Consider the following 21,967-nt stretch of genomic DNA (forward strand, 5'->3'; position numbering starts at 1 on the left):
GGGAATCGCCGGAGAAATACGCAATGAGTTACTGGATGCGGCGCCTGCGTGCCGCGTTGCCCTGGCTGATCGTGGGCGTGCTGTCGAGCGCTGTCGTGCTGCTCGCCCGCCTGCCCGCGGCCTGGATCGCGCCGCAGTTCGCGCGTGCGACTCAGGGGCACGTGAATCTGATCGATCCGCAAGGTTCGCTCTGGCACGGCTCCGCTACGCTGATGCTTGCTGCGGGCGAGGACGCACGCGGCGCGACCTTGCTGCCGGGGCGCATCGTCTGGCGTACGGCGTTCTGGCCGCTTTTCGTCGCGCGCGTGCGCATGCAAATGCTGCAGACCGAGGCGATGCCCGACGCGGTCACGGTGGATGCGTCGTTGCGCGGCGCGAACGTGAGCGCGGGCACGATCGACGTGCCGGCGTCGCTGCTCGCGGGCCTAGGCGCGCCCTTCAACACGCTCGATCTGGACGGCAAGGTGCGGCTCGCGTGGAGCCCGTGGCGCGTGTTCGGCACGGATGCGTTCGGACGACTGACCGTCTCGCTTGCCGACATGAGCTCGCGCGTTTCGCTCGTGAAGCCGCTCGGCACGTATCAGGTGGTGCTGCAGGCGCAGGGGGCGACGTCGACGCTCGATCTCTCGACGCAGAAAGGGCCGTTGATGCTCGAGGGGCGCGGCTCGTTCTCGCGGGCGTCGGCATCGTTCCAGGGCACCGCGAGCGCGGCGCCGGACCAGCGCGACAACCTGGCGGGCCTCCTGAATCTGCTGGGCCGGCCGGTTGGCCCCGGAACCGTCGCGCTGACGTTCATGCGCTGACGGACATGCACGGGAGGTTCGTAGTCTGAACCTGCGCCCGGCTGCGCGGGGGCGGGCGCATTACTGCGGCTGGGCGGCCGTCGTCGTCGCTGCCGCCGGGGCCGAAGCTGCCGAAGCCATTGCCGGCGCAGCGACGCTGCCGGTCTCGCGATCCATCTGCGAGGCGTCCCAGCCGCCGCCCAGCGCCTTCACGAGGCCCACCGACGACACCATGCGCTGCCCGCCGATGCTCACGAGCTTCTGCTGCGCGGTAAAGGCCGTGGCCTGCGCGGAAAGCACGTTCTGGAAATCGGTCGTGCCCGCCTTGTACTCGTTCGTCACGATCGCGAGCGCATGCTGCGCCGACTCCACCGCCTGCTGCTGCACGACGACCTCCTGCCCGAGGATGCGCTGCGAAGCGAGGTTGTCTTCCACATCCTGGAACGCGGCCAGCACCGTTTGCCGGTACGCGGCCACCTGCTGGTCGTAGGCGGCGCGCGCGGCCTCGGTCTGCGCGTGGCGCAGCCCGGCGTCGAAGATCGTGCCGGCAAGCGAAGGCCCGAGCGTCCAGAAGCGCGAGGGCAGCTGCAACAGCTGCGACATCACCGAGTTTTCGAAGCCGCCGCTCGCGGAAAGCGTGAGCGTGGGGAAGTACGCGGCGATGGCGACGCCGATCTGCTCATTGGCGGACGCCGCCTTGCGCTCGGCCGAGGCGATGTCGGGCCGGCGTTCGAGCAGCGCCGAAGGCATGGCGAGCGGCACCGTGGGCGGCGTGGCGGCGAGCGGCGACGGCGGGATCGAGAACGTGGAGGCGGGCTGGCCGACCAGCACGGCGATCGCGTGCTCGTCCTGGGCGCGCGCCACCCCGTTGTCGATCGCGGCAGCCTGGGCGGATTGCAGCTGGGTTTGTGCCTGGATCACGTCGGCGCGGCCCGCCACGCCTTGGGCGTACTGATTCTGCGTGAGCTGCAGCGACTTCTGGTACGCCACGACCGTGTCGTCGAGCAGCTTCTGCTGTGCGTCGAGCGAGCGCAGCGTGAAATAAGTCTGCGCGAGCGTGGCCTGGGCCGACAGGCGCGCGTTCGCCAGATCGGCGGCGGCGCCCTGCTGGCTCGCCTCCTGCGAGCCGACCGTGCGGCTCACCTTGCCCCAGAGATCGGGTTCCCAGGTGGCGTCGAGCCCGAGGCTCACGTTGTTGTTGATGCTGCCGCTCGACAATCCGCCGCTCGAGTTGGCCACGCGCGTCGGCGTGTACGAGCGCGTGCCCGCGAACGAACCGCTGATCACAGGGAAGTAGGCCGCCCGCGCCTCGCCCACGAGCGCGCGCGCCTGACGGTAGGCCGCGGCAAATTGCGCGACCGTCTGGTTGCTCGTGTTGAGCTGGTCCATGAGCGCATTGAGCTGCGCGTCGTCGTAGATCAGCCACCAGGCGCCGCGGTCGGCGGTATCGGCGGGTTGCGCGACCTTCCAGCCTTCGGGCGCCTCCTTGAACGAAGCGGGCACGGCGGCGCTGGGCCGGTGATAGTCGGGGCCGACGGCGCAGCCGGTCAACTGGAAGGTAAGGACGGCGGCCGCGCAGAGCGCCAGGGCGGAAAGCGGCTGGGGCGCGCGGCGCGCCACGGACCTGGCGGATCCAGCGGTCGCGCCGGAGCGGACGAAACGGCAAGGCATGCAAGGATTCCTGTCGATGCAACCGGCGCACGCTCAGGCGGCCGGGCGCACGGGGTTGTCGCGTTGCGGCAATGGTAGCGCACGCGCCAGTCATCGCACGGAATCCGAAAGCTTACGCGTTGGAAGGGTTGGCGGGTGTTACGGCGTGAGGCGCGCAGGTTACGCGTCGTTACGACGGCGCTTCGGTGCGCGGCAGGCGGGCTGGCCGCCACCGCATGCGGGCGCATCCGCTGCTGTTGTGGCCGCCGCTGCGGTCGCGGAAGCGGCCGGCACGACAGCGCTTGCCGCTGCGGGTTCGGGCTGCGCGCGGCGACGCTGCGCCCACACCACGGCCACCACCGCGATCGAGCCGCCCGGCAGCGCGAACATGGCCGCATACAACGCGAGCTTGCGCCAGCGCGACGGCTCACCGGCCTTGGCGAAAGCAAGGCGGACGGTCTCGCTAACCGAGCGGCCAAGGCCGCCAAGCGCGTTGATCAGGAAAAGCATGATGCGCAAACGGATGGAAGTGGAAGAATGAAACTGATTGCCTGTCATAATATTGACTATGCAATCAAATCACAACATACTTTGCGGCGCATCAATGCAACTGTTGTTTTTACGTCCCGATCGCGGCGACAGAAGCGGTCGCGATGGGCTATCCGATTTATCTGCCTGAGCAGCGAAATTACCCGTTATAATCCGGTCGTTTTTTGAGATGCTGCAAAGCGAACTGCCATGAGCGACGGTCCTTTCGTCCCGGCCGGGCTGGGCGTCGAGCCAAGTCTCGGCTATTTCCTTTCGACTGCGCGCAACGTGCTGGCCGGACGCATGGACCGCGCGGTCGCGCCGCTTGGACTCACATCATCGCAAATCGGTGTGATCCTTTTATTGTGGTTCGAGCGCGCCAGCACGCCGAACGAGATGTCGCGCGCGCTCTCGTACGACACCGGCTCCATGACGCGCATGCTCGACCGGCTGGAGAAAAAGGGCTTTCTCGAGCGGCAGCGCAGCCAGGCGGACCGCCGGGTCGTGGAACTCGCCCTGACGGATCAGGGCCGCACGGCGGCGCAGCAATTGCCCGGCCTGATCGCCGCGGAGATGTCCGAGCAGTTGCGCGGCTTCTCGTCCGAAGAAGTCGTCATGCTGGTTCATTTGCTGCAGCGCTTCATTGCCAACAACGGCTCGACCATACCGCTGTGCGGATCGGTGGAAGGCGCCGGCAAGAATGCAGACGCACCGGCACAGGAGGACGGCGACTAGCCACGCCGCACGCTGCGCCGCAGCGCAACAGGCGGCGTAGTTCGATCCATTCACTGTCTGGGCAGAAAATGCACAGACATGAAATGACAAGCTGCCGTGCACGGCTCTTTGCGTGCAGCGGCAACAGCCTACCCAACAAGGACACGGAACATGGCAGCTTCTCCCGCGGTGCCCGCGCAGGCCGAACCCGCACCGTTTTCCGGCGGCACGCTCGCGCTCCTCACAGTCGGGCTCGCGCTCGGGACCTTCATGGAGGTGCTCGACACCTCGATCGCCAACGTGGCGGTGCCGACCATCTCGGGCAACCTGGGTGTCGCCAACAGCGAAGGCACGTGGGTCATCTCGTCGTATTCGGTCGCCTCGGCCATTGCGGTGCCGCTCACCGGGTGGCTCGCGCGCCGCGTGGGCGAAGTGCGCCTCTTCACGCTCTCCGTGCTGCTGTTTACGCTGGCCTCGGCCGCATGCGGCTTCGCCACGAACTTCGAGACGCTCATCGCATTCCGTCTCGTGCAAGGGCTCGTTTCCGGTCCGATGGTCCCGCTCTCGCAGACCATCCTCATGCGCTCCTACCCGCCCGCCAAACGCGGCCTCGCGCTCGGGCTCTGGGCGATGACCGTGATCGTCGCGCCCATCTTCGGACCGGTGATGGGCGGCTGGATCACCGACAACTACACGTGGCCGTGGATCTTCTATATCAACGTGCCGATCGGCCTCTTCTCGGGCATCTGCGCGTACCTGCTGCTGCGCAGCCGCGAGACGAAGACGACGAAGCAGCGCATCGACGCCGTGGGCCTCGCGCTCCTCGTGATCGGCGTGTCGTGCCTGCAGATGATGCTCGACCTCGGCAAGGATCGCGACTGGTTCAACTCGACGTTCATCGTCACGCTCGCCATCATCGCGGTGGTCGCGCTCGCGTTCATGCTTGCGTGGGAGGCGACGGAAAAGGACCCCGTGGTCGATCTCTCGCTCTTTCGCGACCGCAACTTCGCGCTCGGCGCGATGATCATCTCGTTCGGCTTCATGGCCTTCTTCGGCTCGGTGGTGATCTTCCCGCTCTGGCTGCAGACCGTCATGGGTTATACGGCGGGCCTCGCGGGCCTGGCCACCGCGCCGGTGGGCCTGCTCGCGCTCGTGCTCTCGCCGCTCATCGGGCGCAACATGCACCGGCTGGATCTGCGCATGGTCGCGAGCTTCGCCTTTATCGTGTTCGCGCTCGTCTCGCTCTGGAACTCGACGTTCACACTCGACGTGCCGTTCGACCATGTGATCCTGCCGCGTCTCGTCCAGGGCATCGGCGTGGCCTGCTTCTTCGTGCCGATGACGACCATCACGCTCTCGAGCATTCCCGACGAGCGGCTCGCGAGCGCCGCGGGCCTCTCGAACTTTCTGCGTACGCTCTCGGGCGCGATCGGCACGGCGGTGAGCACGACGTTCTGGGAAGATGCCGCGATCTATCACCATGCCGTGCTGTCGGAATCGGTGACCCAGTACTCGCCGAACACCGTCGCCTACAAGGACGCGCTCGCGAATCTCGGATTCGCGGGGCAAAGCCTGACCGCCCAGCTCAACGACGTCGTCACCACGCAAGGCTACATGATGGCCACCAACGACTTCTTCCGCATTTCCTGCGCGATGTTTGTCGTGCTCGCCCTGCTGGTATGGGTGACGAAGCCGAGAAAAGGCGCGGGACCGGCAATGGGTCATTGAGGCTCCCGCGCAAGGCCGCCCGGGATACGGGCTCCTCTATCCCTCCCTCAATCGGACAATGTCCAAAGCCGGCCATCGGCGATCAATGCGCGCTCGACGCCGGCTCCGCCACAGCTGCGCCGCTCACGCCAGCCGTGTCGCCGCCCGCGCCGGTGGTGGTGTCGCCGGGGTTCGGCGCATCGACGCCGGTTCGCACGTACTGCTTGAACGCTGCGCCTGCCGACCACGGGTTGGGCTTGCAGCCGAGCGAACTGTCGCAATGCGCGGCGAAGCCGATCGTGGCCGTGCCGTCCGGGTTGCCCGACTTCGTGATTTCATAGGCGAGCAGACGCCGGCCGCCGCCCGGGCCCGACGTCTGGATCAGCGTGTCGGTCACGGTCTGCACTTCGTACTTCGAATGACTGCGCACCCAGTCCTGGGCGCGTTGCCACCAGAGATCGCATTCCGCCTTGTTCGAGCAGGTAAGCGGCGCGGTCGCGATCTGCATGACGTCGGGATTGACCTGCCCGCGCGGCGCGCAGGCCGCAGCCGTCGCGCAGAGCAGGATCGCAAGCATTCGTTTCATCGCGTGGATTCCTCCCGGAGTGAGCCGCATGGCGCGCGGCCCGTGCATTCTTGGTGTTTTCAGCTTCGTTCGTCCGGCGCCTGGCCGCGCGCTTCGGTAACGCGGCGCCTACCCTGGTTGGACCGCATCTGCACGCTCGCGTTGCGCGCAAATGCGGTGCCCGGGACACTTCGATGGGATGGAGGCGCGGCTCAGACGCTGAAGCGGTTGAGCGTATAAGCGCGATACGCGGCGACGAATGCGTCGAACGAGCCGACCTCGTCGCGCTCGAGTTGCGCCTGCTCCGCGAGCGATTCGCGCGCGAGTGTTTCGAACCCGGCCGTGGCCGCGGCGTCGAGCGGACGCGCGAGGAAGTGCACCGCATGGCGCTCGCTTTGTGCGCGCGCGAATTGCAGGAAGGACTGCTGGCTATCGCGCATGGTCTGCAGCACGCGCGCCGACGGCGTGAGCGACGGGTTGGCCAGCTTCGCGCGCTGCGCCGCGAGCGAGCGTGCATGCTCGTCGCCGCCGTGCGCCGCGTCGAGCACGGCAGCCGCCTGGCCGATCTTCCCGAATAGCGCTTCGGCCCACTCGTGCATCGGCACGTCCTTGCCGTCGCGCTTGAGCGAGAGGCCCGGCCGGCGCCCTTCTTTCGTCACCAGGCCGAAGTTTTCGTTCGATTCGGCGTAGGCGTCGGCAGGCAGGAACGGGCTTTCATCGAGCGCGCAGGCGAGTAGGTAAGCGTCGAGAAACCGTGCGGTTTCGAGCGAGATGCCGGTCGGCTCGAACGGGTCGATGTCCATGCAGCGCACCTCGACATACTGCACGCCGCGCGCGGCGAGCGCATGCAGAGGCCGCTCGCCCGGATGCGTCACGCGCTTCGGACGGATCGTGGAATAGAACTCGTTTTCGATCTGCAGCACGTTCGTGTTGATCTGCACCCACTCGCCGTCGCGATGCGTGCCGATCGCCTCGTACGGCGGATACGGCTGGCTCACGGCCTGCGCGAGTGCGTCGAGATAGCCTGCCAGCGTGTCGTAGTCGGCGCGCAAGGCGGACTGGCCCGTTGTGTTCGAGTAGCCGAGATCGCTCATGCGCAGGCTTGTCGCGTACGGCAGATAGAGCGTGTCGGCGTCGAACGTTTCGAGCTTGTGCTCGCGGCCGCGCAGGAAGCGCGCGTCGAGTGCGGGCGAAGCGCCGAACAGGTACATGAGCAGCCAGTTCGTGCGGCGGAAATTGCGGATCAGCGCGAGGTAGCGCTCCGACTGATAGTCGGTGAGCGAGGCCGTGGACTGATGATGCGCATGCAGCACGCGCCACACTTCCTCGCTCAGTGAATAGTTGTAATGGATGCCGGCGATGCACTGCATCGTGCGGCCGTAACGCAGCGCGAGGCCCATGCGGTACACGTACTTGAGGCGGCCGATGTTCGAGCTGCCGTAGCGCGCGATGGGAATGCCGTCGTCGCTGTCGGGCAGCAGGCCCGGCATCGATTCGTTCCAGAGCATCTCGCCGTCGCGCGCGAGTACCGCATAGACGTAGCGATGCAGCTCGTCGAGCTTCGCGAGCGTGATCGATGCATCGGGCTCGGCAGGCGTGATGATCTCGATCAGCGCTTCCGAATAGTCGGTGGTCAGCGACGGATGCGTGAGCGCCGAACCGAGCGCTGCCGCGTGCGGCGTCATGGCGAGACGGCCGTCGCGCGTCACGCGCAGGCTCTCCTTCTCGATGCCGCGCAGACCGCGCGTGAGCGCGCCGCGATGTGGCCCGTCGCCCAGCACGGAAAGGCGCTGCGCGAGAACGTCGTTCGTGCGTGTAGAGGTCGTGTCTGACATTGAGGCAAGTCGGGCTCGGGCCGGCGGCGCAGTGCTGCGCGTAGTGCTGCTGACGTTCGCCGGCCGGGATTCTTTTCGGTAGCGGGCACTTTAACATCTCGCCGGAAGACCTGCTTGGGCCTGCCTCGGACGGGGTTTGGGCCTGTGGACGCGTACTGCTCGCGGCGATGGCACCCCATTCCTCGCGCTGCCTTCCCCTGCCCTAGCCGCCGCGCGCCGCGCCCGCGCGATCGGCGATTTCGTTCCACAAATGCATGGCCGCGTACGCGCGCCAGGGACTCCATGTATCAGAGCGGGTGCGCTGCTGGGTCGCGCGCGCGAGCGACGGGTCACGCGCCGCGATGGCCTGCATGAGCACGAGATCAGTCGCAGGCCACGCGTTCGCGTCGCGCCATGCGCGCATCGCGACGTATTCCACGGTCCACGGCCCGATGCCGGGCAACGCGAGCAGCGCGGCGCGCATGGCGTCCAGATTGGCGGGTTCTGGCGCGATAGCGTCAAATGGTCTGCTTTGACGCTTGCCGCGCGGATTGCCTTGATCCTTCTGCGCGTAGTCGCGTTCGATGATCACCGCGCCGCTCGCCACGGCCTGCGCGAAGCCCTGCAGCGCGGCGACCCGCTTGCCCGGCATGCCGATGCCCGCGAGATCGGCGGCGGCGAGCGCGGCGGGCGTCGGAAAGCGCCACGCGGTACGCGCGTGCGCGTGGTCGTCGATGCGCTTGCCCACGCGTTCGACGAGGCGCCCGATGATCGTCGTCGCCGCTTTCACGCTGACCTGCTGGCCCACGATCGCGCGCACCACGAGCTCGAAGCCCGACCACGCGCCGGGCACGCGCAGCCCCGGCACGGCCGCGACGAGCGGCGCGAGCCACGGGTCGCTGCGCAGATGCGCGGCGACGGCGGCGGGATCGGCATGCAGGTCGAACATGCGCGAGAGCGGTGCGGCGAGCGCCGCCGCGTGCGCACTCACGGGTCCGTCGATCTGCACGACGAGGCAATGCTTGCGCGCGTGCCGGCGCACGGCGAGCGTGCCGCTCGCGCCGTTGAAATCGATCGCGCGCAGCCACGCGCCGCCCTCCACTGCCTCGACGCCCGGCGTCGCGCGGCCGCTGAAAAAGCGCAACACGCGTGGCCAGTCGTAGGGCGCGCGAAACGGCAGTTCGAGTGTGGCGCGGTGCGTCGGCGCCTCGGTTTGTGCTTCGGATTGCGAGGCGATGGCGCTCAAGTGGCGGTCTCCGGCGTGTTGGCGCGTCTCGAGGTCGAACGGGTGCTTTTCGGGCCTTTTGCGCCGTCTTGCGCAGTTCGTGATGCGCGAGCTTCGCCGTCGAGCAGCGCCGCCTTGCGCTCGAGCCCCCAGCGATAACCCGCGAGCGAACCGCCCTTCTGCACGACGCGATGGCACGGAATCGCCAGGGCCACCGGATTCGACGCGCACGCACTTGCCACGGCCCGCACCGCGCGCGGCGCGCCGAGCGTTTCGGCGATCTGCGAATAGCTGCGCGTCTCGCCGTAAGGAATGCGCTGGAGCGCGTCCCAGACGCGCTGCTGGAACGCGGTGGCGGCAATGTCGAGCGGCAGATCGAAACGCTCGCGCCGGCCGTGCAGATACGCGTCGATCTGCGCGGCGAACGGCGCGACCGCGGCCTTGTCCTCGATGCACTGCGCGTTGGCGAAATCGGCCGTGAGTGCGGCGGTGAGCGTCGCGGCATCGTCGCCGAACGCGATCCGGCAAATGCCCTTTTCCGTTGCGGCGATCAGCACGAAGCCGATCGGCGTGGGCGTGGCGGCGTAGTGGATCGTCAGCCCCGCGCCCTTGCGGCGATAGGCGGAAGGCGCCATGCCCAGCTCGCCCGGCACGCTGTGATAGAGCCGCGACGATGAGCCGAAGCCGGCGTCGGCGCTGGCGCGCGTGACGTCGGCGCCCTCGCCGAGCGCGTCGCGCAGCACGGCCCCGCGCCGCGCCGCCTGGTATTGGCGCGGCGACACGCCCAGTACGCGCTTGAAGAGGCGCTGCAGGTGAAACGGGCTCAGGTGCACGGCTTCGCCCAACTGCGCGAGCGTGAGCCGCTCTTGCGGGTCGGCGTCCAGCGCCGCACACGCACGCCGCACGATTTCCAGCTCGCGCGGCAGGCCGCCCGGACGACAGCGCTTGCATTCGCGATAGCCGGCGGCGCGTGCGTCGTCGGCCCCGGCGAAGAATTCGATGTTCTCGCGCCGCGGCAGCCGCGACGCACACGACGGGCGGCAGAACACCCCGGTGGTGCGCACGGCGTAGAAGAACGCGCCGTCGGCGCGGGCGTCGCGCGACGTGACGGCTTGCCAGCGGTCGTCGTCGTTCGCCCACTCGCTGTCTGGTGTTTGCCTGGGTTTGGCGGGTTTCATCGCGGGTTTCATTGCAGGGACGGCGCTCATTTGAGGGCTCCTCGAAGTGCCTGTCTGGATGCCCTTACTCTAACTTCGCGTGCGGACGACGGCGCGCCGGATCTTGCGCTGTCATTGCAGCCGATATGTGCCGTGAACGCATCATGGTCTGGCACTAATATGGCCTTCGGTGAATCCCTGGTGGCGCTTTGCGGATTCCCGTGCGACAAAATGGCAACTTTGCGGGTTTTCCCTTAAAAAGTTGTTGCGTCGCGTCAGCCGACTCGGTATAGTGGTTCCTGTCTCCTCCATGTCTCCTCCTGATATGGATTAAGCCCGCTCACAGTAGCGGGCTTTTTTTCGTCCAGCGTTTCCATCCGTCAACTCGCCGCACCCGCGCCGCGCCCGTGTTTTCCGTCCTTTCGGCTATTTTCCGCCGGTTCCCACGGTTGTGCTGCCGGCGGTTCCGGTTTGCGAATCTCACGCCAATGCGCGCATTCTGCGCAGCCCCGCGTCCACGGGTTCATCATGACAAGCCCTGCACGAACTCGAGGACGCCATGCGGATTCAGATTCGCGAGATCGATCACGTCGTTATCCGGGCGGCCGATGTGGCCGCCATGACGCGTTTCTATTGCGAAGTACTTGGTTGCCAGCCGGAGCGTGAACAGCGCGATCTCGGCCTCGTGCAGTTACGCGCGGGACGCTCGCTGATCGATCTCGTGACGATCGGCGGCCCGCTCGACCGGGGCGACGGCGCACCGCCTGCCGGCGCGGGCGGCAACATGGATCATCTTTGCTTGCGCGTGGAGCCGTTCGACGCCGAGGCGCTCGCGTCGCATCTGACGCAGCATGGCGCGCGTCCCGGCAATGCCGTCGAGCGCTATGGGGCGGAGGGCCTGGGGCCGTCGCTGTATCTGTTCGACCCGGAAGGCAACATGGTGGAACTCAAGGGGCCGCCGCGCGCCTGAACACGCGCCGCCTGCTTTCACACGTTTTCGGGCGCCTTGAACACGTTCCATTCGACGGCCACTGGTTCGGCGCTCGTGTTGCCGATCCACGCCGCGCCGTCCTGCACCGTGCATTGCAGGCGCATGGTGCGCTCGGCCAGCGCGCCGAGCGACGCGGCAACGCCCTCGCCCAGCGACCAGACCGTGACGTTGCGCAGGCGCTCGACCTTGTTGCGCACGCCTTGCCACCAGATGTCGGAGGTGCGCCCGCCGTAGGCGATCACGATGACCTCGCCCGCGCGGCCGCTTGCCTTGGCGATGCGGCGCTCGTCGGGCTGGCCGACTTCGATCCACGTTTCGATCGCGCCCGTGTAGTCCTTGCACCAGAGGTCGGGCTCGTCCGTATCGGAGAGGCCCTTGCAGAATTCGAGCCGCTCGCCCGCAAACAGCGCGAATGCCGCGATGCGAACCATCATGCGGTCGTCGGTTTCGGACGGATGGCGCGCGATCGTGAGCGCATGGTCGGCGTAATAGTGCCGGTCCATGTCCGCGATCTGCAGTTCTGCCTTGTAGATGGTCGATTTGAGTGCCATACCGAATTCCGGTCGCGCGAAAGCCGCACATGATAGCGAAGTTTCTAGCAAGCGACGTGCCGGTCGAGTCGGCACGCGGCCCAATGCGGATGGTCTGACGGGAGAATGACGGCGGTTTGACAGCGGCGCGCAACGCGTTGCATCACGTCACGGCCGCGCGTCCGGCAAGCACGATGGCCCGGCGCATGTGCGTCGGGCCATGTCGATGGCGAGAGGCGCGTTGGAAGATGCGGCCTTACTGCTTGATGAAGCGGTCCGTGGTCCAGAGACCTTGCTCGTCGGTGTTCGCGGCGTTGACGAATTCGACGTCGTGGCCCACCACCTGGACGACGCGGAACGACTGGTTGTCGGGCGTGGACAGACACTGGAATCCCGAGAAGTATTCCTGCATCTGCTGATGCTCGCCGGCCTGCTCGTGAAGCGCGACGGCGTCGAGCTTGTCTTTCGTGAGGCAGCCATAGGAGCCCGGCTTGAACTGCACCGTTTGCTGCGGCTTGACGCTCGCGTCCTGAGCTTGAACCGCAATGGCGCAAGCAAGGCTGGCCGCCGCGACGACCACACCGGATAGCATTTTCATGATTGCCTCCTGCGGGTTTTGACTCAGATTAGCTATGTATTTAACTCTCATGCCGCACCCGCGTTGTTAAACATAGAAAACTGCCGGAAGACTGCAAGCCCGACTTGTGTGCGCTTGCAACAGTCGTGGCGGTTTGCAGCGTGATGTCGAGCGCCGCGCTACCGTCCAGCCTGGGTCTGCCGGGCGTTCAGGAGCACTCCGAAGCATCGATTACATAGTCTCGCGCCTTATCCAACAAGGCGCTGCCGGTTATAGAGGGAATAGGACAATCGAACCTGTTTTGATTTAAACGGTTTAATAGATCGCCGGCAGCCAATGACGCGGCGCATCCAAAGTCGCATCAGCGCCAATTGGGAGCGCGTGCATTAATGGATTGGCGACAGAATAAAAACGATGCCAGGCGCCCATGAGGCTCTCGAAACGAAGCCGCTTGCACAGCGCAAAAGTTCGTGGATAAATCGGGCTTCCCAATGGAGGAACCCCATGACTTTCGCTCACTGGCTGGCGTTCGCGATTGCGTCTGCCATACTCGTGGCCATTCCCGGCCCCACCGTGCTGCTCGTCGTTTCCTACGCGCTCGGCCATGGCCGCCGCTACGCGCTCGCAACCACGGCCGGCGTCGCGCTCGGCGACTTCACGGCCATGACCGCTTCCATGCTCGGACTCGGCGTGATCCTCGCGGCTTCCGCCACGCTGTTCTCGGTGCTGAAGTGGATCGGCGCCGCCTATCTGCTCTATCTGGGCGTGAAGCTCTGGCGCGCGCCCGTTGGCGAAGGCGACGCACCGGATACCTCCGAGACGCGCACCGGCCGCATCTTCGCGCATGCGTACGCCGTCACCGCGCTTAACCCGAAGAGCATCATTTTCTTCGTCGCCTTCGTGCCGCAGTTCATCGATCCGCGTGGGGCCATGACACCGCAGATCGTCGTGTTCGAAGCCACCTTCCTCGCGCTCGCGACGCTCAACGCGTTCGCCTATGCGCTGCTCGCGGCGGCCGCGCGCAAGGTCGTGCGCAGCCCGCGCGTGCAGCGCGTCGTCAATCGTACGGGCGGCACGCTGCTCATCGGCGCCGGGCTTTTTGCCGCCGCGTGGCGAAAGTCGACGGCATAGACGGCGCATTCGGATCGATGGCGACCTCGCGCAGCGCACGCTCCGGCGCCGCGCGGACCGGGCACGCAGGCTGCTCGACCCGGGGTTGTGAGGGTTGGCGAACATTGTTTTCAAGCTTCAGTGCGCGCCCGATGGGCAAACTGTCGCGTCCTGGCTACAATGCAATTGCAAACCGCTTGACAACCAGGAGTCAATCGTGATCGAACACGTAATACTGGGCGCGTTTTTGGTGATCCCCCTTGTCATTGTCGTCTTCCTGTTTTCCGACGAAATCCTCGAGGAGCATCGACAGCGCGTGGAAGCGGGAGACGGACATCATATCGACTGGCGTCATCCGCTACGCAGTCTTCTGCATCACTGAGCGGGAGCACGAATCGCGCGGATGAACGCGGCAAAACACACGGGTGGCACTCGTGGATTTCGAGTCCTCCTGGATGCCGTACTTCGGCGCCTTGTTCGTGCTGATGGCGCTGTCCATCGCGCTCACCCTTCTCCGGCCGTCCGCCGGGCGGCGCGGCAGCACGCCGCGCGCACAAGAGGCGGGCGCGCACGACGGCCAGCACGCACGCTGACGGGATTCGCTCCCGGCCAGCGCGCGCCGGCAAACCACACCCTCCGGTAATTCGGCGTTACCACTTGCAGCACCTGTATCCGGCAAGCAGGCCGACAATCGCTCGCATGTTTTCAAAGGTTCTCAGGGAGAACGACATGCGAAAGATGGCAGCCGTTTTTGTGCTGGCGGGGTGTGCGCTGTCGGCAGGCCCCGCGAGCGCGCACGATCACGGCGGTGACGTGGTGGGTGCGCTGGTTGGCGGCGCGTTGATTGGCGCCGCGGTGGGCGCCGTGCTCAATAGCGGCCCGGCGGTGGCCTACCCGGCTCAGCCGGCCTATGTGCAGCCCGAGCCCGTGTATGCCCAGCCGGCGCCGGTTTATGCCGCCGCCCCGGCCGGCGCGGCGTGTTACGACCAGTATTCGGGCCGCTACGTGCCTTGCGCGCCGGCCCAGCCCGCGCCGCCGCCGCAATATGACGACGGCTACGCGCAGCCCGGCTACTACGGACAGCAGCCGGTTTATGCCCAGCCAGGCGGCGGCTGGTAATGCATGAAGCGGCGCACGCCACAGTGCGCCGCCCGGCATCGCGGCTGCTCCTCGCGCCTAGTTCGTCTGCTCGACGGGCGTCACGCTCAGGATGAGTCGCTGCGTCAAGCGGATCACACCAATTTCCACTGCGCGATCAATGCGCGACACGTCGAAGAGACGCTGCAGCGTGTCGATACCGTCCACCGCCATACCGTCGATCGTCACGATCGTGTCGTCCACGCGCAGCCCGCCGAGCGCAGCGGGACTGCCCTTGACGATTTCCATCACCCGCACGCCGGTTGTCGCGCTCAGGCCGAAGTAACGCTGCACCTTGCGCGCGATCGGCACCGTGGTGCCGGCAATGCCGATATACGCGCGCCGCACCCGGCCGTGCGCGAAGAGCTGCGTGATGACCCATTTTGCCGTGTCGATGGCCGTAGCGAAGCAGATAGCCTGCGCGCCCGGAATGATCGCCGTATTCACGCCGATCACCTGACCCGCCGAATTGATGAGCGGCCCGCCCGAGTTGCCCGGATTGAGCGCGGCGTCGGTCTGGATCACGTCGTAGATCATGCGGCCGGACTCCGAGCGCAGCGAGCGGCCTAGCGCCGACACGACGCCCGTCGTCACCGTTTGGGCGAGGCCGAGCGGGCTGCCCACGGCGATGGCGATTTGCCCGACGCGCAGGCCCGCCGAATCGCCGAACTGCGCGTGCGGCAGCGCCTCTGCCGCGCCGATACGCAGCACGGCGAGATCCGTGCTCGGGTCGTCGCCGACGAGGTCGGCGCTCTGCGTCGTGCCGTCCGCAAGCGTCACGCTCAGCTTGCTTGCGCCGTGCACGACGTGGCTGTTCGTCAGCAGGTAGCCGTCCGGCGTGAACAGGAAGCCCGAGCCGCTGCCGCCGCGCGCGGGGGCCTGGCCCGCTGCGCGGCGCTCGACGGCAATGTGCGCGACGGCCGGCTGCACGCGCTCCAGCGCGCCGATCACAGTCCGCGAATAGGCGTCGAGGAGCGCGTCGTCGTCGAAGCCCGGGCGCTGGCCCGCGCCGTCGGACGGGGCGCCGCGAGCCAGATCGTCAATGAAGGAAGGTCGTCTGCCCACGATCTGAATCTCCGAAAAAGTGGGCTCTACATGCAGGGGGCGCGCGACGTTTTCAAGAGCGAGCGCCACGTCGGCCGAAACGTCGGGCTCCTGATCGCCGCAACTGCTGCGGTGCTTATTTCGTCTGCCAGCCCGCCGGCGAGCGCTCCGGAAAAGAAAAAAGCCCGCTCGCGCGGGCTAATCCATGCTCGGGTGACATGGCGAGGTTAATCGGGAATTCGCGGCGCCGGGCGCGCGCGAAGCCAACGCGTGAACGGGTGAATCAGGCGGCCAGCGCCTCGCGCACCGCTGCGCCGGGCGCAGGCCGCCGCGATTCGAGCTCGACCATGAGCGCGTCGACTGTGCGGAACTGGGACGGCGTGATCTGGGCAAGGTCAAGCACTGCGCACAGGCGCTCGTACCAGTAATCGAGTGAAAAGACTGCCGGCGTCGTGCCGGCCGATAACGAGGGCACCATTGCGCGCGTGATATGCGCGATCTCGTCGTCGATGAATCTCATGGTTGCCCCCGTGCGCCGGTCCAATGTCTTGTGAAAACGTGTCTCGCCACTTTAGTTCGGTGGTGGCGCGTGTCCAGCTATCACATCGGATAGGTCAAGTTCATCAGTCAGAGATCAAGCTTTCAGAAGGCTTGTTATGGTTCCCTTAATGTCGCCAGCCGTGGCCGTAGCCATGGCCGTAGTAGCCACCCACGCCAACCCCGATATCCACCGCCGGCGCCGCATAGTAGCCCGGTGCATAGCCGTAGGCTGGCGCAGGGGCGTACGCGTACGGCGGCGCTACCACACAACCCGTGAGGCCGGCCGACAAACCAACGAGAGCAATTACGCAGAAGAGTGTTTTCATCATCGTTCTCCTATACCGCTGATTGTCGGCGAGCCACGCGCAAGCAAGGGTTTGGAAAAGCAACGATGTGTGTCCACAAATTACAGCCGCACCCAGCGGCCGCTGGGCGTTGGTGGAGGCAGCGAGAGGCGCCTTGGCGGGCGCAAGCGTCGAAGCGCTCGCAAGACAGTCGCCTGCTTGTGAACGCATGGATTGATCGCACTACGAATTAAATGACGTCGCAGTTAGCTCGTAGTGCGCTGAAGTGAGGCTGAACGAGCTTTGTTTTTCAGCAGAGTCGCCGATTCACTCGACGGCCGCTGGAAAAAGCGCCCAGGCCAGAAGGCCCGAGCGAAGCCGTCGCGTCAACGACGGCGGAGGTATTCGTTTAGTTATACGAAACGCCTGCGCGGGATCATCACAGGCGTTTCAACAGTATTGCCGTGTTACGGATGGTTATACATCGCGTTCCAGTCGGCCTTGGACACCGCCGGGCGGCCTGCATCCGAATTGCCGGCTGCCACACCGCCGTAGCCGCTCGTTGCGCCGTTCGCGGCGGCCACCTTGGCTTCGGCTGCGAGAAGATCGTCGGGGTAGTGCGGGTCTGCCCCTGCGCCCGGATGCCAGCCCACCTTCGCGAGCTGCTCGAGCTCGGCGCGTACCTGGGCGCGGGTCACGGGTGCATTCGATTGCGCGAACGATGCCATCGGCACCACGAGTGCAACGGCAACGGCTACGGTCTGGATCAGGGACTTCATGCTAACTACCTCCTTTGGCTTTTTGATTCGGCGCGACAACGTGTCTGCATCCGATGAGAGACAGTCTAGGAGGATTGCCGCCGAGGGTTAACCCTCAGGCATCGAAGGGATTGTTCCAGGCTGAAGAAGAATGGGGTAGGGCGCTGGCGCGCTTGCGGGTCGATACAGAGCCTCGTGAAGCGGGCACCAACGCCGGAGTCGCGACGATACCCGTCACTCCGCGTTTCGTTGCCGATCGCGGTCTCTCGTTATTCCCACTCGGCGACGCCGTGATGACGCGAGCACGTCCCCGAGCGGTGCTGGCTGAAGCTGTATGTCCCGTCACCACACCTCGCGGTGGCGCCGATCGGCGCGGAGCCGTTTCGGGAGTGCGCTGGCGCATGCACGAGGTGCCCGTCGTGGTTCACGTAGTGGCCGTGCTCTTGCAGTTGTGACTCGTCGGGGGAGGAGGGCTGATAAGCGTGGGCGGCGCCTGTGAGTGCGACGAGTGCCACGAGACTGCCGCATCGCGATACGGCCAATACACGCGCGGCAGTACGACTGCGACTCAAAAGAATTCCCGACATCCCCGGCCTCGTTCTGATTCTCCATAGTGCCCGATATAGGGCAGTTTGAGCGCCATGCTACACCGGGTCGCGTTGCTGGATGGCGCAACCTGACCATCGCGCTGCAAGAAAGAACTCGATACCGATACCAGGATCTTACGTCCGACACTCGCCTGCAAGGAATCGCGGAAACATCTCTTGTGATGTGACTCGAAGAGCCACCAAGGTTGGCGGGCGCTCGATAGCACGCTCAATAGCCATTGCTCAACCTCGCTACAGGTTTCGCGCGCCGGGCGACTGGTTATTTTCCGATACAAAACCGGCTGAAAATCACGCCCAGCAGGTCATCGGATGTGAACTCGCCGGTGATCGAATTCAGCGACTCCTGTGCGAGCCGCAACTCCTCGGCGAACAGATCGAGCAGTTGCGAATTCTGGTCGGCGTGCGCCGCCGCTTGTGCGAGATGCTCGCGCGCCGCGCGCAGCGCGATGAGATGCCGCTCGCGCGCGAGATAGACGCTCTGCGCGTCCGCCTGCCAGCCCGCAATGCGCAGCAGCTCGGCGCGCAGCAGCCCAACGCCATCGCCCTGTTTCGCGGAAAGACGCAATTCGCAGATTTCGCTGCCGTTCACGGCACGACGCTTCGCCACCTCGGGCGGCACACCGGTCAGGTCGGTCTTGTTCAGCACGCGTACGACCGGCACACCGGCAGGAAAGCGCGCGGCGATCACCTCGTCCCCGGCGTTCATGCCCGTGCGCGCATCGAGCAGATGCAGCACCACGTCTGCGCGGCCGATCTCGCTCCACGTCCGCTCGATGCCGATCTTTTCGACCTCGTCCTCCGTGTCGCGCAAGCCCGCCGTATCGATGATATGCAGCGGAATGCCTTCGACCTGGATGGTTTGGGAAATCTTGTCGCGCGTCGTGCCCGCAACCGGCGTCACGATCGCGAGTTCCGCACCTGCCAGCGCGTTCAAAAGCGACGACTTGCCCACGTTAGGCTGTCCCGCGAGCACGACCGAAAGTCCCTCGCGCAGCAGCGCGCCCTGGCGCGCTTCGGCGAGCACGTGGTCGAGCTGCTCGCGAATGCGTGCGAGCTTGCCGCGGGCGTCCGCAGCCTCGAGGAAGTCGATCTCTTCTTCGGGGAAATCGAGCGTCGCCTCCACGAGCATGCGCAGCGTCACGACGTCGTCTACGAGCGCGTGGATGTCGCGCGAGAACGCGCCGTCGAGCGAGCGGCCGGCCGAGCGCGCCGCCGCTTCGGTGCTCGCCTCGATCAGGTCTGCGACGGCTTCCGCCTGGGCCAGATCGAGTTTGTCGTTGAGGAACGCGCGCCGGGTGAATTCGCCGGGTTCGGCGAGGCGCAGCCCGAACTCGCGGCCGGCTTCGATGCAGCGCTGCAAAACGAGTTGCAGCACGATTGGGCCGCCGTGGCCCTGCAGTTCGAGTACGTGCTCGCCCGTGTACGAATGCGGCGCGGGGAAGGACAGCGCAATACCCCGGTCGAGCACCGCGCCGGCGCCGTCGAGGAAGGGGACGTAGCTCGCGTGGCGCGCAACCAGGTCCTGGCCCGTGAGAGCCTGCATCAACGCGACGGTCGCCGCCGCGCCCGCGCGGCCGGCCGAGACGCGTACGACACCAATCCCGCCGCGTCCTGGCGCAGTGGCAATGGCGACGATGGGATCGGAATCGGTGGCAAGCATGATGGGCGTGGAACGTAGGGCAGCGCTGGAATTGGGATGCAGTGCGAACACTCGCAAAATGCGAGGCATTGTAACGCGCCAGTGAAGGTGCTTTTCGGCTGGAAACCCGGCTGAGATTCGTCCCGCCTTATCTTAAATTAGCTAAGATTGGTCTCAAGGAATTCTGTCAGATTTCAGTGAATTCGAGCGCCAGATCCCACCAACGTCTTGCCATAAAGGAATTCGTGGAGATCTCGATCGAAATCATACGGCAGCCAGAAGCAGGTGAATTATCGCTTATATACGCTAAATATAGCCTAACTGGTTGTCATCTTCGGCGATTTCGGGTTGCACAATCTGGCCCATGCCGACCCCCAATGAAAAAGCCGCCTTTGCCGAACGTCTCAAGTTCGCCATGAAGCGCGCGCCCGAAAAACTGCGCGGCAGCACCGACCTGGCAAACAAGTTCAACCTGCGCCATCACGGCGAGCATCCGGTTTCGCCGCAAACCGCTCACAAATGGCTGAGCGGCCGCACCATTCCCACGCAGGACAAGCTCGAGACACTGGCGAACTGGTTCGACGTGGACATCCACTGGCTGCACTACGGTCCTCCTGGCAACGCGGGCGCGAGCGTGCCGCGGCCGCGCAAGCCTGACGGCAAATATCCGGTTTCCGAGGAAACGCTCGAACTGGCCTCGAAAATCGAGTCGCTCAGCGCCCATCACCGCTATCTCGTGCAGGAACTGGTCGCCCAATTCTACGGCGACGCGGACAAGAACTAACGCGCGCACACGAAAGCCGCGCTCCGCGCCGTCAAGGAAATGCCGCTCCGCTCATGCAAAAAGCCGTCCGGCTCACACCGGACGGCTTTTTTTCGAGCCTTGATTCAGCTGGCGGCATCACTGCCGCCCCGGCCTTCAGGCGGCGGCCTTCTTCTTGCCTTTGCCCATCATGCGCGTGATGTAGTACTGCTGCGCGATCGAGAGCACGTTGTTCACGACGTAGTACAGCACGAGGCCCGCCGGGAAGAAGAAGAACATGACCGAGAACGCGATCGGCATGAACATCATCATCTTCGCCTGGACCGGGTCTGGCGGCGTCGGGTTCAGCTTGGTCTGCACGAACATCGAGACGGCCATCAGCACCGGCAGGATGAAGAACGGGTCCTGCTGCGAGAGGTCGTGAATCCACAGAATCCACGGCGCGCCGCGCATCTCCACCGACGAGAGCAGCACCCAGTACAGCGAAATGAACACCGGAATCTGGATCACCACCGGCAGACAGCCGCCGAACGGATTGACCTTCTCCGTCTTGTAGAGCTCCATGAGCGCCGCGTTCATCTTCTGCGGGTCGCTCTTGAAGCGCTCGCGCAGCGCCTGCATGCGCGGCGTGATTTCCTTCATGCGCGCCATCGACTTGTAGCTGGCGGCGGAGAGCGGGAAGAACACGGCCTTGATGAGCAGCGTGAGCAGCACGATCGACCAGCCCCAGTTGCCCACGTAGCCGTGGATCTTCTCGAGCAGCCAGAAGAGCGGCTTCGCGATGATCGTCACCCAGCCGTAGTCCTTCACGAGCTCCAGACCCGGCGCGATGCCTTCGAGCATGCGCTCTTCCTGCGGACCTGCGAAGAGGCGAGCCTGCACGGTATCCGTCGCACCCGGTGCGATCGTGCCGAGCGGCTGCTTCACGCCCACGCGGTAGAGCGAGTTGTCGAACTTCTCGACGTAGATGCTGCGTTTGACGCCTTGCTGCGGAATCCACGCGGTCGCGAAGTAGTGCTGCACCATCGCGATCCAGCCGTTGTCGGCCTGGGTCACGAAGTCGGCCTTGTTCTTGTCGATGTCGCCGAACGTGATCTTCTGGAAGTGATGCTCGTTCGAGTACACGGCCGGCCCGATGAAGGTGTGCGAGAAGCGCGGCGTTTCGACCGGTTGGCTGTCACGCACGATTTCCATGTAGAGCGTGGGCGAGACCGGCGCGCCGCTGAGGTTCTGCACCTTCCAGTCCACTCCGATCACGTAGCTGCCGCGCGTGAACGTGTAGGTCTTGGTGACCTTCACGCCGCCTTTCTCGGGCGACTGCAGCGCGATCTGGAATGAGTTGGCGTCGCCCGTCAGCTCGCGCGGGCCTTCGACTGCCGTGAACACGTCGTTGTGGTTCGGGAAGTCGCCGCCGAGCAGACCGCTGCGCGCGAGGTAAGTGTGGTCGCTCGTGTGGTCGAACAGCGTGATGTACTGGTCGGGACCCTTGCCGTCGGCGCTTTCCTTCAGGAGCGAAAGCTTCACGAGCGTGCCGCCGCGCGTGTCGATCACGCCGTCGTAGACGTCGGTGCGAAAGTGAACGAGCTGGGCTGCGGCTGCAGCCGGCTGGGCGGTGTTCGTCGGCGCCTGGCCCGCGGCGGCGGCGGCCGTCGGCAGGTCGGACGCGCCATTGGCGGCGCTAGCCGGCGCAGGGCCGCCCGCGGCGGTTTGCGTCTGCGTTTGCGTCGCGTTCGGGAAGAACATCGACTGGCGTCCATGGTCGCGCTGCCAGTTGTCGTACAGCATGACCGCTGACATGAAGAAGATGACCCATAGGACGGTGCGTTTGATATCCATGCGTTGTC

24 protein-coding genes are annotated in these 21,967 nt (G+C 65.7%); 9 read left to right on the forward strand and 15 right to left on the reverse strand.

What is annotated here, in order from left to right; all coding sequences use genetic code 11:
• Positions 1-23 precede the first annotated feature (23 nt).
• Positions 24-803: a type II secretion system protein N gene (locus BHE01S_RS17375; protein ID WP_042266048.1), complete on the forward strand. Its 780-nt coding sequence runs from the start codon at positions 24-26 to the stop codon at positions 801-803.
• A gap of 60 nt (positions 804-863) precedes the next feature.
• On the opposite strand, the gene BHE01S_RS17380 is transcribed toward BHE01S_RS17375, so the two are convergent.
• Positions 864-2,453: an efflux transporter outer membrane subunit gene (locus tag BHE01S_RS17380; protein ID WP_042266049.1), complete on the reverse strand. Its 1,590-nt coding sequence runs from the start codon at positions 2,451-2,453 to the stop codon at positions 864-866.
• Between the two features lie 159 nt (positions 2,454-2,612).
• The gene (locus BHE01S_RS17385) at positions 2,613-2,942 is read right to left on the reverse strand and encodes a hypothetical protein (protein WP_042266156.1); all 330 of its coding nucleotides are present in this window, start codon (positions 2,940-2,942) and stop codon (positions 2,613-2,615) included.
• Positions 2,943-3,170: 228 nt separating this feature from the next.
• On the opposite strand from BHE01S_RS17385, the gene BHE01S_RS17390 reads away from it, so the two are divergent.
• Both BHE01S_RS17390 and BHE01S_RS17395 read left to right on the forward strand, forming a co-directional pair.
• Positions 3,171-3,695, forward strand: coding sequence for a MarR family winged helix-turn-helix transcriptional regulator (locus tag BHE01S_RS17390; protein WP_042266051.1), 525 nt, complete (start codon positions 3,171-3,173; stop codon positions 3,693-3,695).
• A 150-nt stretch (positions 3,696-3,845) separates the two neighbouring features.
• Positions 3,846-5,402 (forward strand): DHA2 family efflux MFS transporter permease subunit, encoded by a 1,557-nt coding sequence (locus tag BHE01S_RS17395; protein ID WP_042266053.1) that lies wholly within the window; start codon positions 3,846-3,848, stop codon positions 5,400-5,402.
• A gap of 82 nt (positions 5,403-5,484) precedes the next feature.
• On the opposite strand, the gene BHE01S_RS17400 is transcribed toward BHE01S_RS17395, so the two are convergent.
• From BHE01S_RS17400 to ada, 4 genes are all read right to left on the reverse strand, one after another.
• A complete protein-coding gene (locus BHE01S_RS17400) occupies positions 5,485-5,967 on the reverse strand; it encodes a hypothetical protein (protein WP_042266055.1) in 483 nt (160 codons plus the stop codon).
• Positions 5,968-6,158: 191 nt separating this feature from the next.
• Positions 6,159-7,781 (reverse strand): glutamate--cysteine ligase, encoded by a 1,623-nt coding sequence (gene gshA / locus BHE01S_RS17405; RefSeq protein WP_042266057.1) that lies wholly within the window; start codon positions 7,779-7,781, stop codon positions 6,159-6,161.
• A gap of 202 nt (positions 7,782-7,983) precedes the next feature.
• Positions 7,984-9,006, reverse strand: coding sequence for a DNA-3-methyladenine glycosylase family protein (locus BHE01S_RS17410; protein WP_084068945.1), 1,023 nt, complete (start codon positions 9,004-9,006; stop codon positions 7,984-7,986).
• The gene (gene ada, locus BHE01S_RS17415; RefSeq protein ID WP_042266058.1) at positions 9,003-10,175 is read right to left on the reverse strand and encodes a bifunctional DNA-binding transcriptional regulator/O6-methylguanine-DNA methyltransferase Ada; all 1,173 of its coding nucleotides are present in this window, start codon (positions 10,173-10,175) and stop codon (positions 9,003-9,005) included. Before ada ends, BHE01S_RS17410 begins: the two co-directional genes overlap by 4 nt.
• 526 nt (positions 10,176-10,701) lie before the next feature.
• Between ada and BHE01S_RS17420 the strand changes: the two genes are divergently transcribed.
• Entirely contained in the window at positions 10,702-11,112 is a 411-nt protein-coding gene (locus tag BHE01S_RS17420; RefSeq protein WP_042266061.1) for a VOC family protein, read from the forward strand.
• Positions 11,113-11,129: 17 nt separating this feature from the next.
• Here BHE01S_RS17420 and BHE01S_RS17425 read toward each other — a convergent pair whose 3' ends face one another.
• Positions 11,130-11,684 (reverse strand): YaeQ family protein, encoded by a 555-nt coding sequence (locus BHE01S_RS17425; RefSeq protein WP_042266062.1) that lies wholly within the window; start codon positions 11,682-11,684, stop codon positions 11,130-11,132.
• Between the two features lie 235 nt (positions 11,685-11,919).
• The gene (gene sap1 / locus BHE01S_RS17430; protein ID WP_042266064.1) at positions 11,920-12,261 is read right to left on the reverse strand and encodes a surface attachment protein Sap1; all 342 of its coding nucleotides are present in this window, start codon (positions 12,259-12,261) and stop codon (positions 11,920-11,922) included.
• Between the two features lie 483 nt (positions 12,262-12,744).
• On the opposite strand from sap1, the gene BHE01S_RS17435 reads away from it, so the two are divergent.
• The 4 genes from BHE01S_RS17435 to BHE01S_RS17440 all read left to right on the forward strand — a co-directional run bounded on the left by BHE01S_RS17435 (position 12,745) and on the right by BHE01S_RS17440 (position 14,469).
• The gene (locus BHE01S_RS17435) at positions 12,745-13,371 is read left to right on the forward strand and encodes a LysE family translocator (RefSeq protein WP_042266065.1); all 627 of its coding nucleotides are present in this window, start codon (positions 12,745-12,747) and stop codon (positions 13,369-13,371) included.
• Between the two features lie 196 nt (positions 13,372-13,567).
• The gene (locus BHE01S_RS38425) at positions 13,568-13,732 is read left to right on the forward strand and encodes a hypothetical protein (RefSeq protein ID WP_165822733.1); all 165 of its coding nucleotides are present in this window, start codon (positions 13,568-13,570) and stop codon (positions 13,730-13,732) included.
• 52 nt (positions 13,733-13,784) lie between these two features.
• The gene (locus tag BHE01S_RS37855) at positions 13,785-13,943 is read left to right on the forward strand and encodes a hypothetical protein (protein ID WP_157025457.1); all 159 of its coding nucleotides are present in this window, start codon (positions 13,785-13,787) and stop codon (positions 13,941-13,943) included.
• A gap of 136 nt (positions 13,944-14,079) precedes the next feature.
• The gene (locus tag BHE01S_RS17440; RefSeq protein WP_042266068.1) at positions 14,080-14,469 is read left to right on the forward strand and encodes a hypothetical protein; all 390 of its coding nucleotides are present in this window, start codon (positions 14,080-14,082) and stop codon (positions 14,467-14,469) included.
• Positions 14,470-14,526: 57 nt separating this feature from the next.
• Here the strand turns inward: BHE01S_RS17440 and BHE01S_RS17445 are convergent, their stop codons facing one another.
• The 6 genes from BHE01S_RS17445 to mnmE all read right to left on the reverse strand — a co-directional run bounded on the left by BHE01S_RS17445 (position 14,527) and on the right by mnmE (position 19,381).
• Positions 14,527-15,552: a S1C family serine protease gene (locus tag BHE01S_RS17445; protein ID WP_042266159.1), complete on the reverse strand. Its 1,026-nt coding sequence runs from the start codon at positions 15,550-15,552 to the stop codon at positions 14,527-14,529.
• Between the two features lie 262 nt (positions 15,553-15,814).
• Positions 15,815-16,051: a hypothetical protein gene (locus BHE01S_RS17450; protein WP_042266069.1), complete on the reverse strand. Its 237-nt coding sequence runs from the start codon at positions 16,049-16,051 to the stop codon at positions 15,815-15,817.
• A 145-nt stretch (positions 16,052-16,196) separates the two neighbouring features.
• Complete coding sequence (locus tag BHE01S_RS38790; protein ID WP_084068948.1) at positions 16,197-16,400, reverse strand: hypothetical protein; 204 nt, start codon at positions 16,398-16,400, stop codon at positions 16,197-16,199.
• A gap of 422 nt (positions 16,401-16,822) precedes the next feature.
• Positions 16,823-17,134, reverse strand: coding sequence for a DUF4148 domain-containing protein (locus BHE01S_RS17455; protein ID WP_042266070.1), 312 nt, complete (start codon positions 17,132-17,134; stop codon positions 16,823-16,825).
• A 248-nt stretch (positions 17,135-17,382) separates the two neighbouring features.
• On the reverse strand, positions 17,383-17,700 hold the full coding sequence (locus BHE01S_RS36840; protein WP_084068950.1) for a DUF3761 domain-containing protein: 318 nt from the start codon (positions 17,698-17,700) through the stop codon (positions 17,383-17,385).
• Between the two features lie 280 nt (positions 17,701-17,980).
• Positions 17,981-19,381, reverse strand: coding sequence for a tRNA uridine-5-carboxymethylaminomethyl(34) synthesis GTPase MnmE (mnmE, locus tag BHE01S_RS17460; protein ID WP_042266072.1), 1,401 nt, complete (start codon positions 19,379-19,381; stop codon positions 17,981-17,983).
• Between the two features lie 343 nt (positions 19,382-19,724).
• Here mnmE and BHE01S_RS17465 point away from each other — a divergent pair, with 343 nt between their 5' ends.
• Entirely contained in the window at positions 19,725-20,144 is a 420-nt protein-coding gene (locus BHE01S_RS17465) for a helix-turn-helix domain-containing protein (protein WP_042266074.1), read from the forward strand.
• A 135-nt stretch (positions 20,145-20,279) separates the two neighbouring features.
• Here the strand turns inward: BHE01S_RS17465 and yidC are convergent, their stop codons facing one another.
• Positions 20,280-21,959 (reverse strand): membrane protein insertase YidC, encoded by a 1,680-nt coding sequence (gene yidC / locus BHE01S_RS17470; RefSeq protein ID WP_042266075.1) that lies wholly within the window; start codon positions 21,957-21,959, stop codon positions 20,280-20,282.
• Positions 21,960-21,967 lie beyond the last annotated feature (8 nt).

Origin of the sequence: Paraburkholderia heleia NBRC 101817 (assembly GCF_000739775.1) — a bacterium.
GTDB classification, from domain to species: Bacteria; Pseudomonadota; Gammaproteobacteria; order Burkholderiales; family Burkholderiaceae; genus Paraburkholderia; species Paraburkholderia heleia.

Excerpts from the sequence above, each read along its gene's own strand:
- BHE01S_RS17375 (WP_042266048.1), top strand. The coding sequence starts at position 24 with ATGAGTTACTGGATGCGGCGCCTGCGTGCCGCGTTGCCCTGGCTGATC.
- BHE01S_RS17380 (WP_042266049.1), bottom strand. The coding sequence starts at position 2,453 with ATGCCTTGCCGTTTCGTCCGCTCCGGCGCGACCGCTGGATCCGCCAGG.
- BHE01S_RS17385 (WP_042266156.1), bottom strand. The coding sequence starts at position 2,942 with ATGCTTTTCCTGATCAACGCGCTTGGCGGCCTTGGCCGCTCGGTTAGC.
- BHE01S_RS17390 (WP_042266051.1), top strand. The coding sequence starts at position 3,171 with ATGAGCGACGGTCCTTTCGTCCCGGCCGGGCTGGGCGTCGAGCCAAGT.
- BHE01S_RS17395 (WP_042266053.1), top strand. The coding sequence starts at position 3,846 with ATGGCAGCTTCTCCCGCGGTGCCCGCGCAGGCCGAACCCGCACCGTTT.
- BHE01S_RS17400 (WP_042266055.1), bottom strand. The coding sequence starts at position 5,967 with ATGAAACGAATGCTTGCGATCCTGCTCTGCGCGACGGCTGCGGCCTGC.
- gshA (WP_042266057.1), bottom strand. The coding sequence starts at position 7,781 with ATGTCAGACACGACCTCTACACGCACGAACGACGTTCTCGCGCAGCGC.
- ada (WP_042266058.1), bottom strand. The coding sequence starts at position 10,175 with ATGAAACCCGCGATGAAACCCGCCAAACCCAGGCAAACACCAGACAGC.
- BHE01S_RS17420 (WP_042266061.1), top strand. The coding sequence starts at position 10,702 with ATGCGGATTCAGATTCGCGAGATCGATCACGTCGTTATCCGGGCGGCC.
- BHE01S_RS17425 (WP_042266062.1), bottom strand. The coding sequence starts at position 11,684 with ATGGCACTCAAATCGACCATCTACAAGGCAGAACTGCAGATCGCGGAC.
- sap1 (WP_042266064.1), bottom strand. The coding sequence starts at position 12,261 with ATGAAAATGCTATCCGGTGTGGTCGTCGCGGCGGCCAGCCTTGCTTGC.
- BHE01S_RS17435 (WP_042266065.1), top strand. The coding sequence starts at position 12,745 with ATGACTTTCGCTCACTGGCTGGCGTTCGCGATTGCGTCTGCCATACTC.
- BHE01S_RS17440 (WP_042266068.1), top strand. The coding sequence starts at position 14,080 with ATGCGAAAGATGGCAGCCGTTTTTGTGCTGGCGGGGTGTGCGCTGTCG.
- BHE01S_RS17450 (WP_042266069.1), bottom strand. The coding sequence starts at position 16,051 with ATGAGATTCATCGACGACGAGATCGCGCATATCACGCGCGCAATGGTG.
- BHE01S_RS38790 (WP_084068948.1), bottom strand. The coding sequence starts at position 16,400 with ATGATGAAAACACTCTTCTGCGTAATTGCTCTCGTTGGTTTGTCGGCC.
- BHE01S_RS17455 (WP_042266070.1), bottom strand. The coding sequence starts at position 17,134 with ATGAAGTCCCTGATCCAGACCGTAGCCGTTGCCGTTGCACTCGTGGTG.
- BHE01S_RS36840 (WP_084068950.1), bottom strand. The coding sequence starts at position 17,700 with ATGTCGGGAATTCTTTTGAGTCGCAGTCGTACTGCCGCGCGTGTATTG.
- mnmE (WP_042266072.1), bottom strand. The coding sequence starts at position 19,381 with ATGCTTGCCACCGATTCCGATCCCATCGTCGCCATTGCCACTGCGCCA.
- BHE01S_RS17465 (WP_042266074.1), top strand. The coding sequence starts at position 19,725 with ATGCCGACCCCCAATGAAAAAGCCGCCTTTGCCGAACGTCTCAAGTTC.
- yidC (WP_042266075.1), bottom strand. The coding sequence starts at position 21,959 with ATGGATATCAAACGCACCGTCCTATGGGTCATCTTCTTCATGTCAGCG.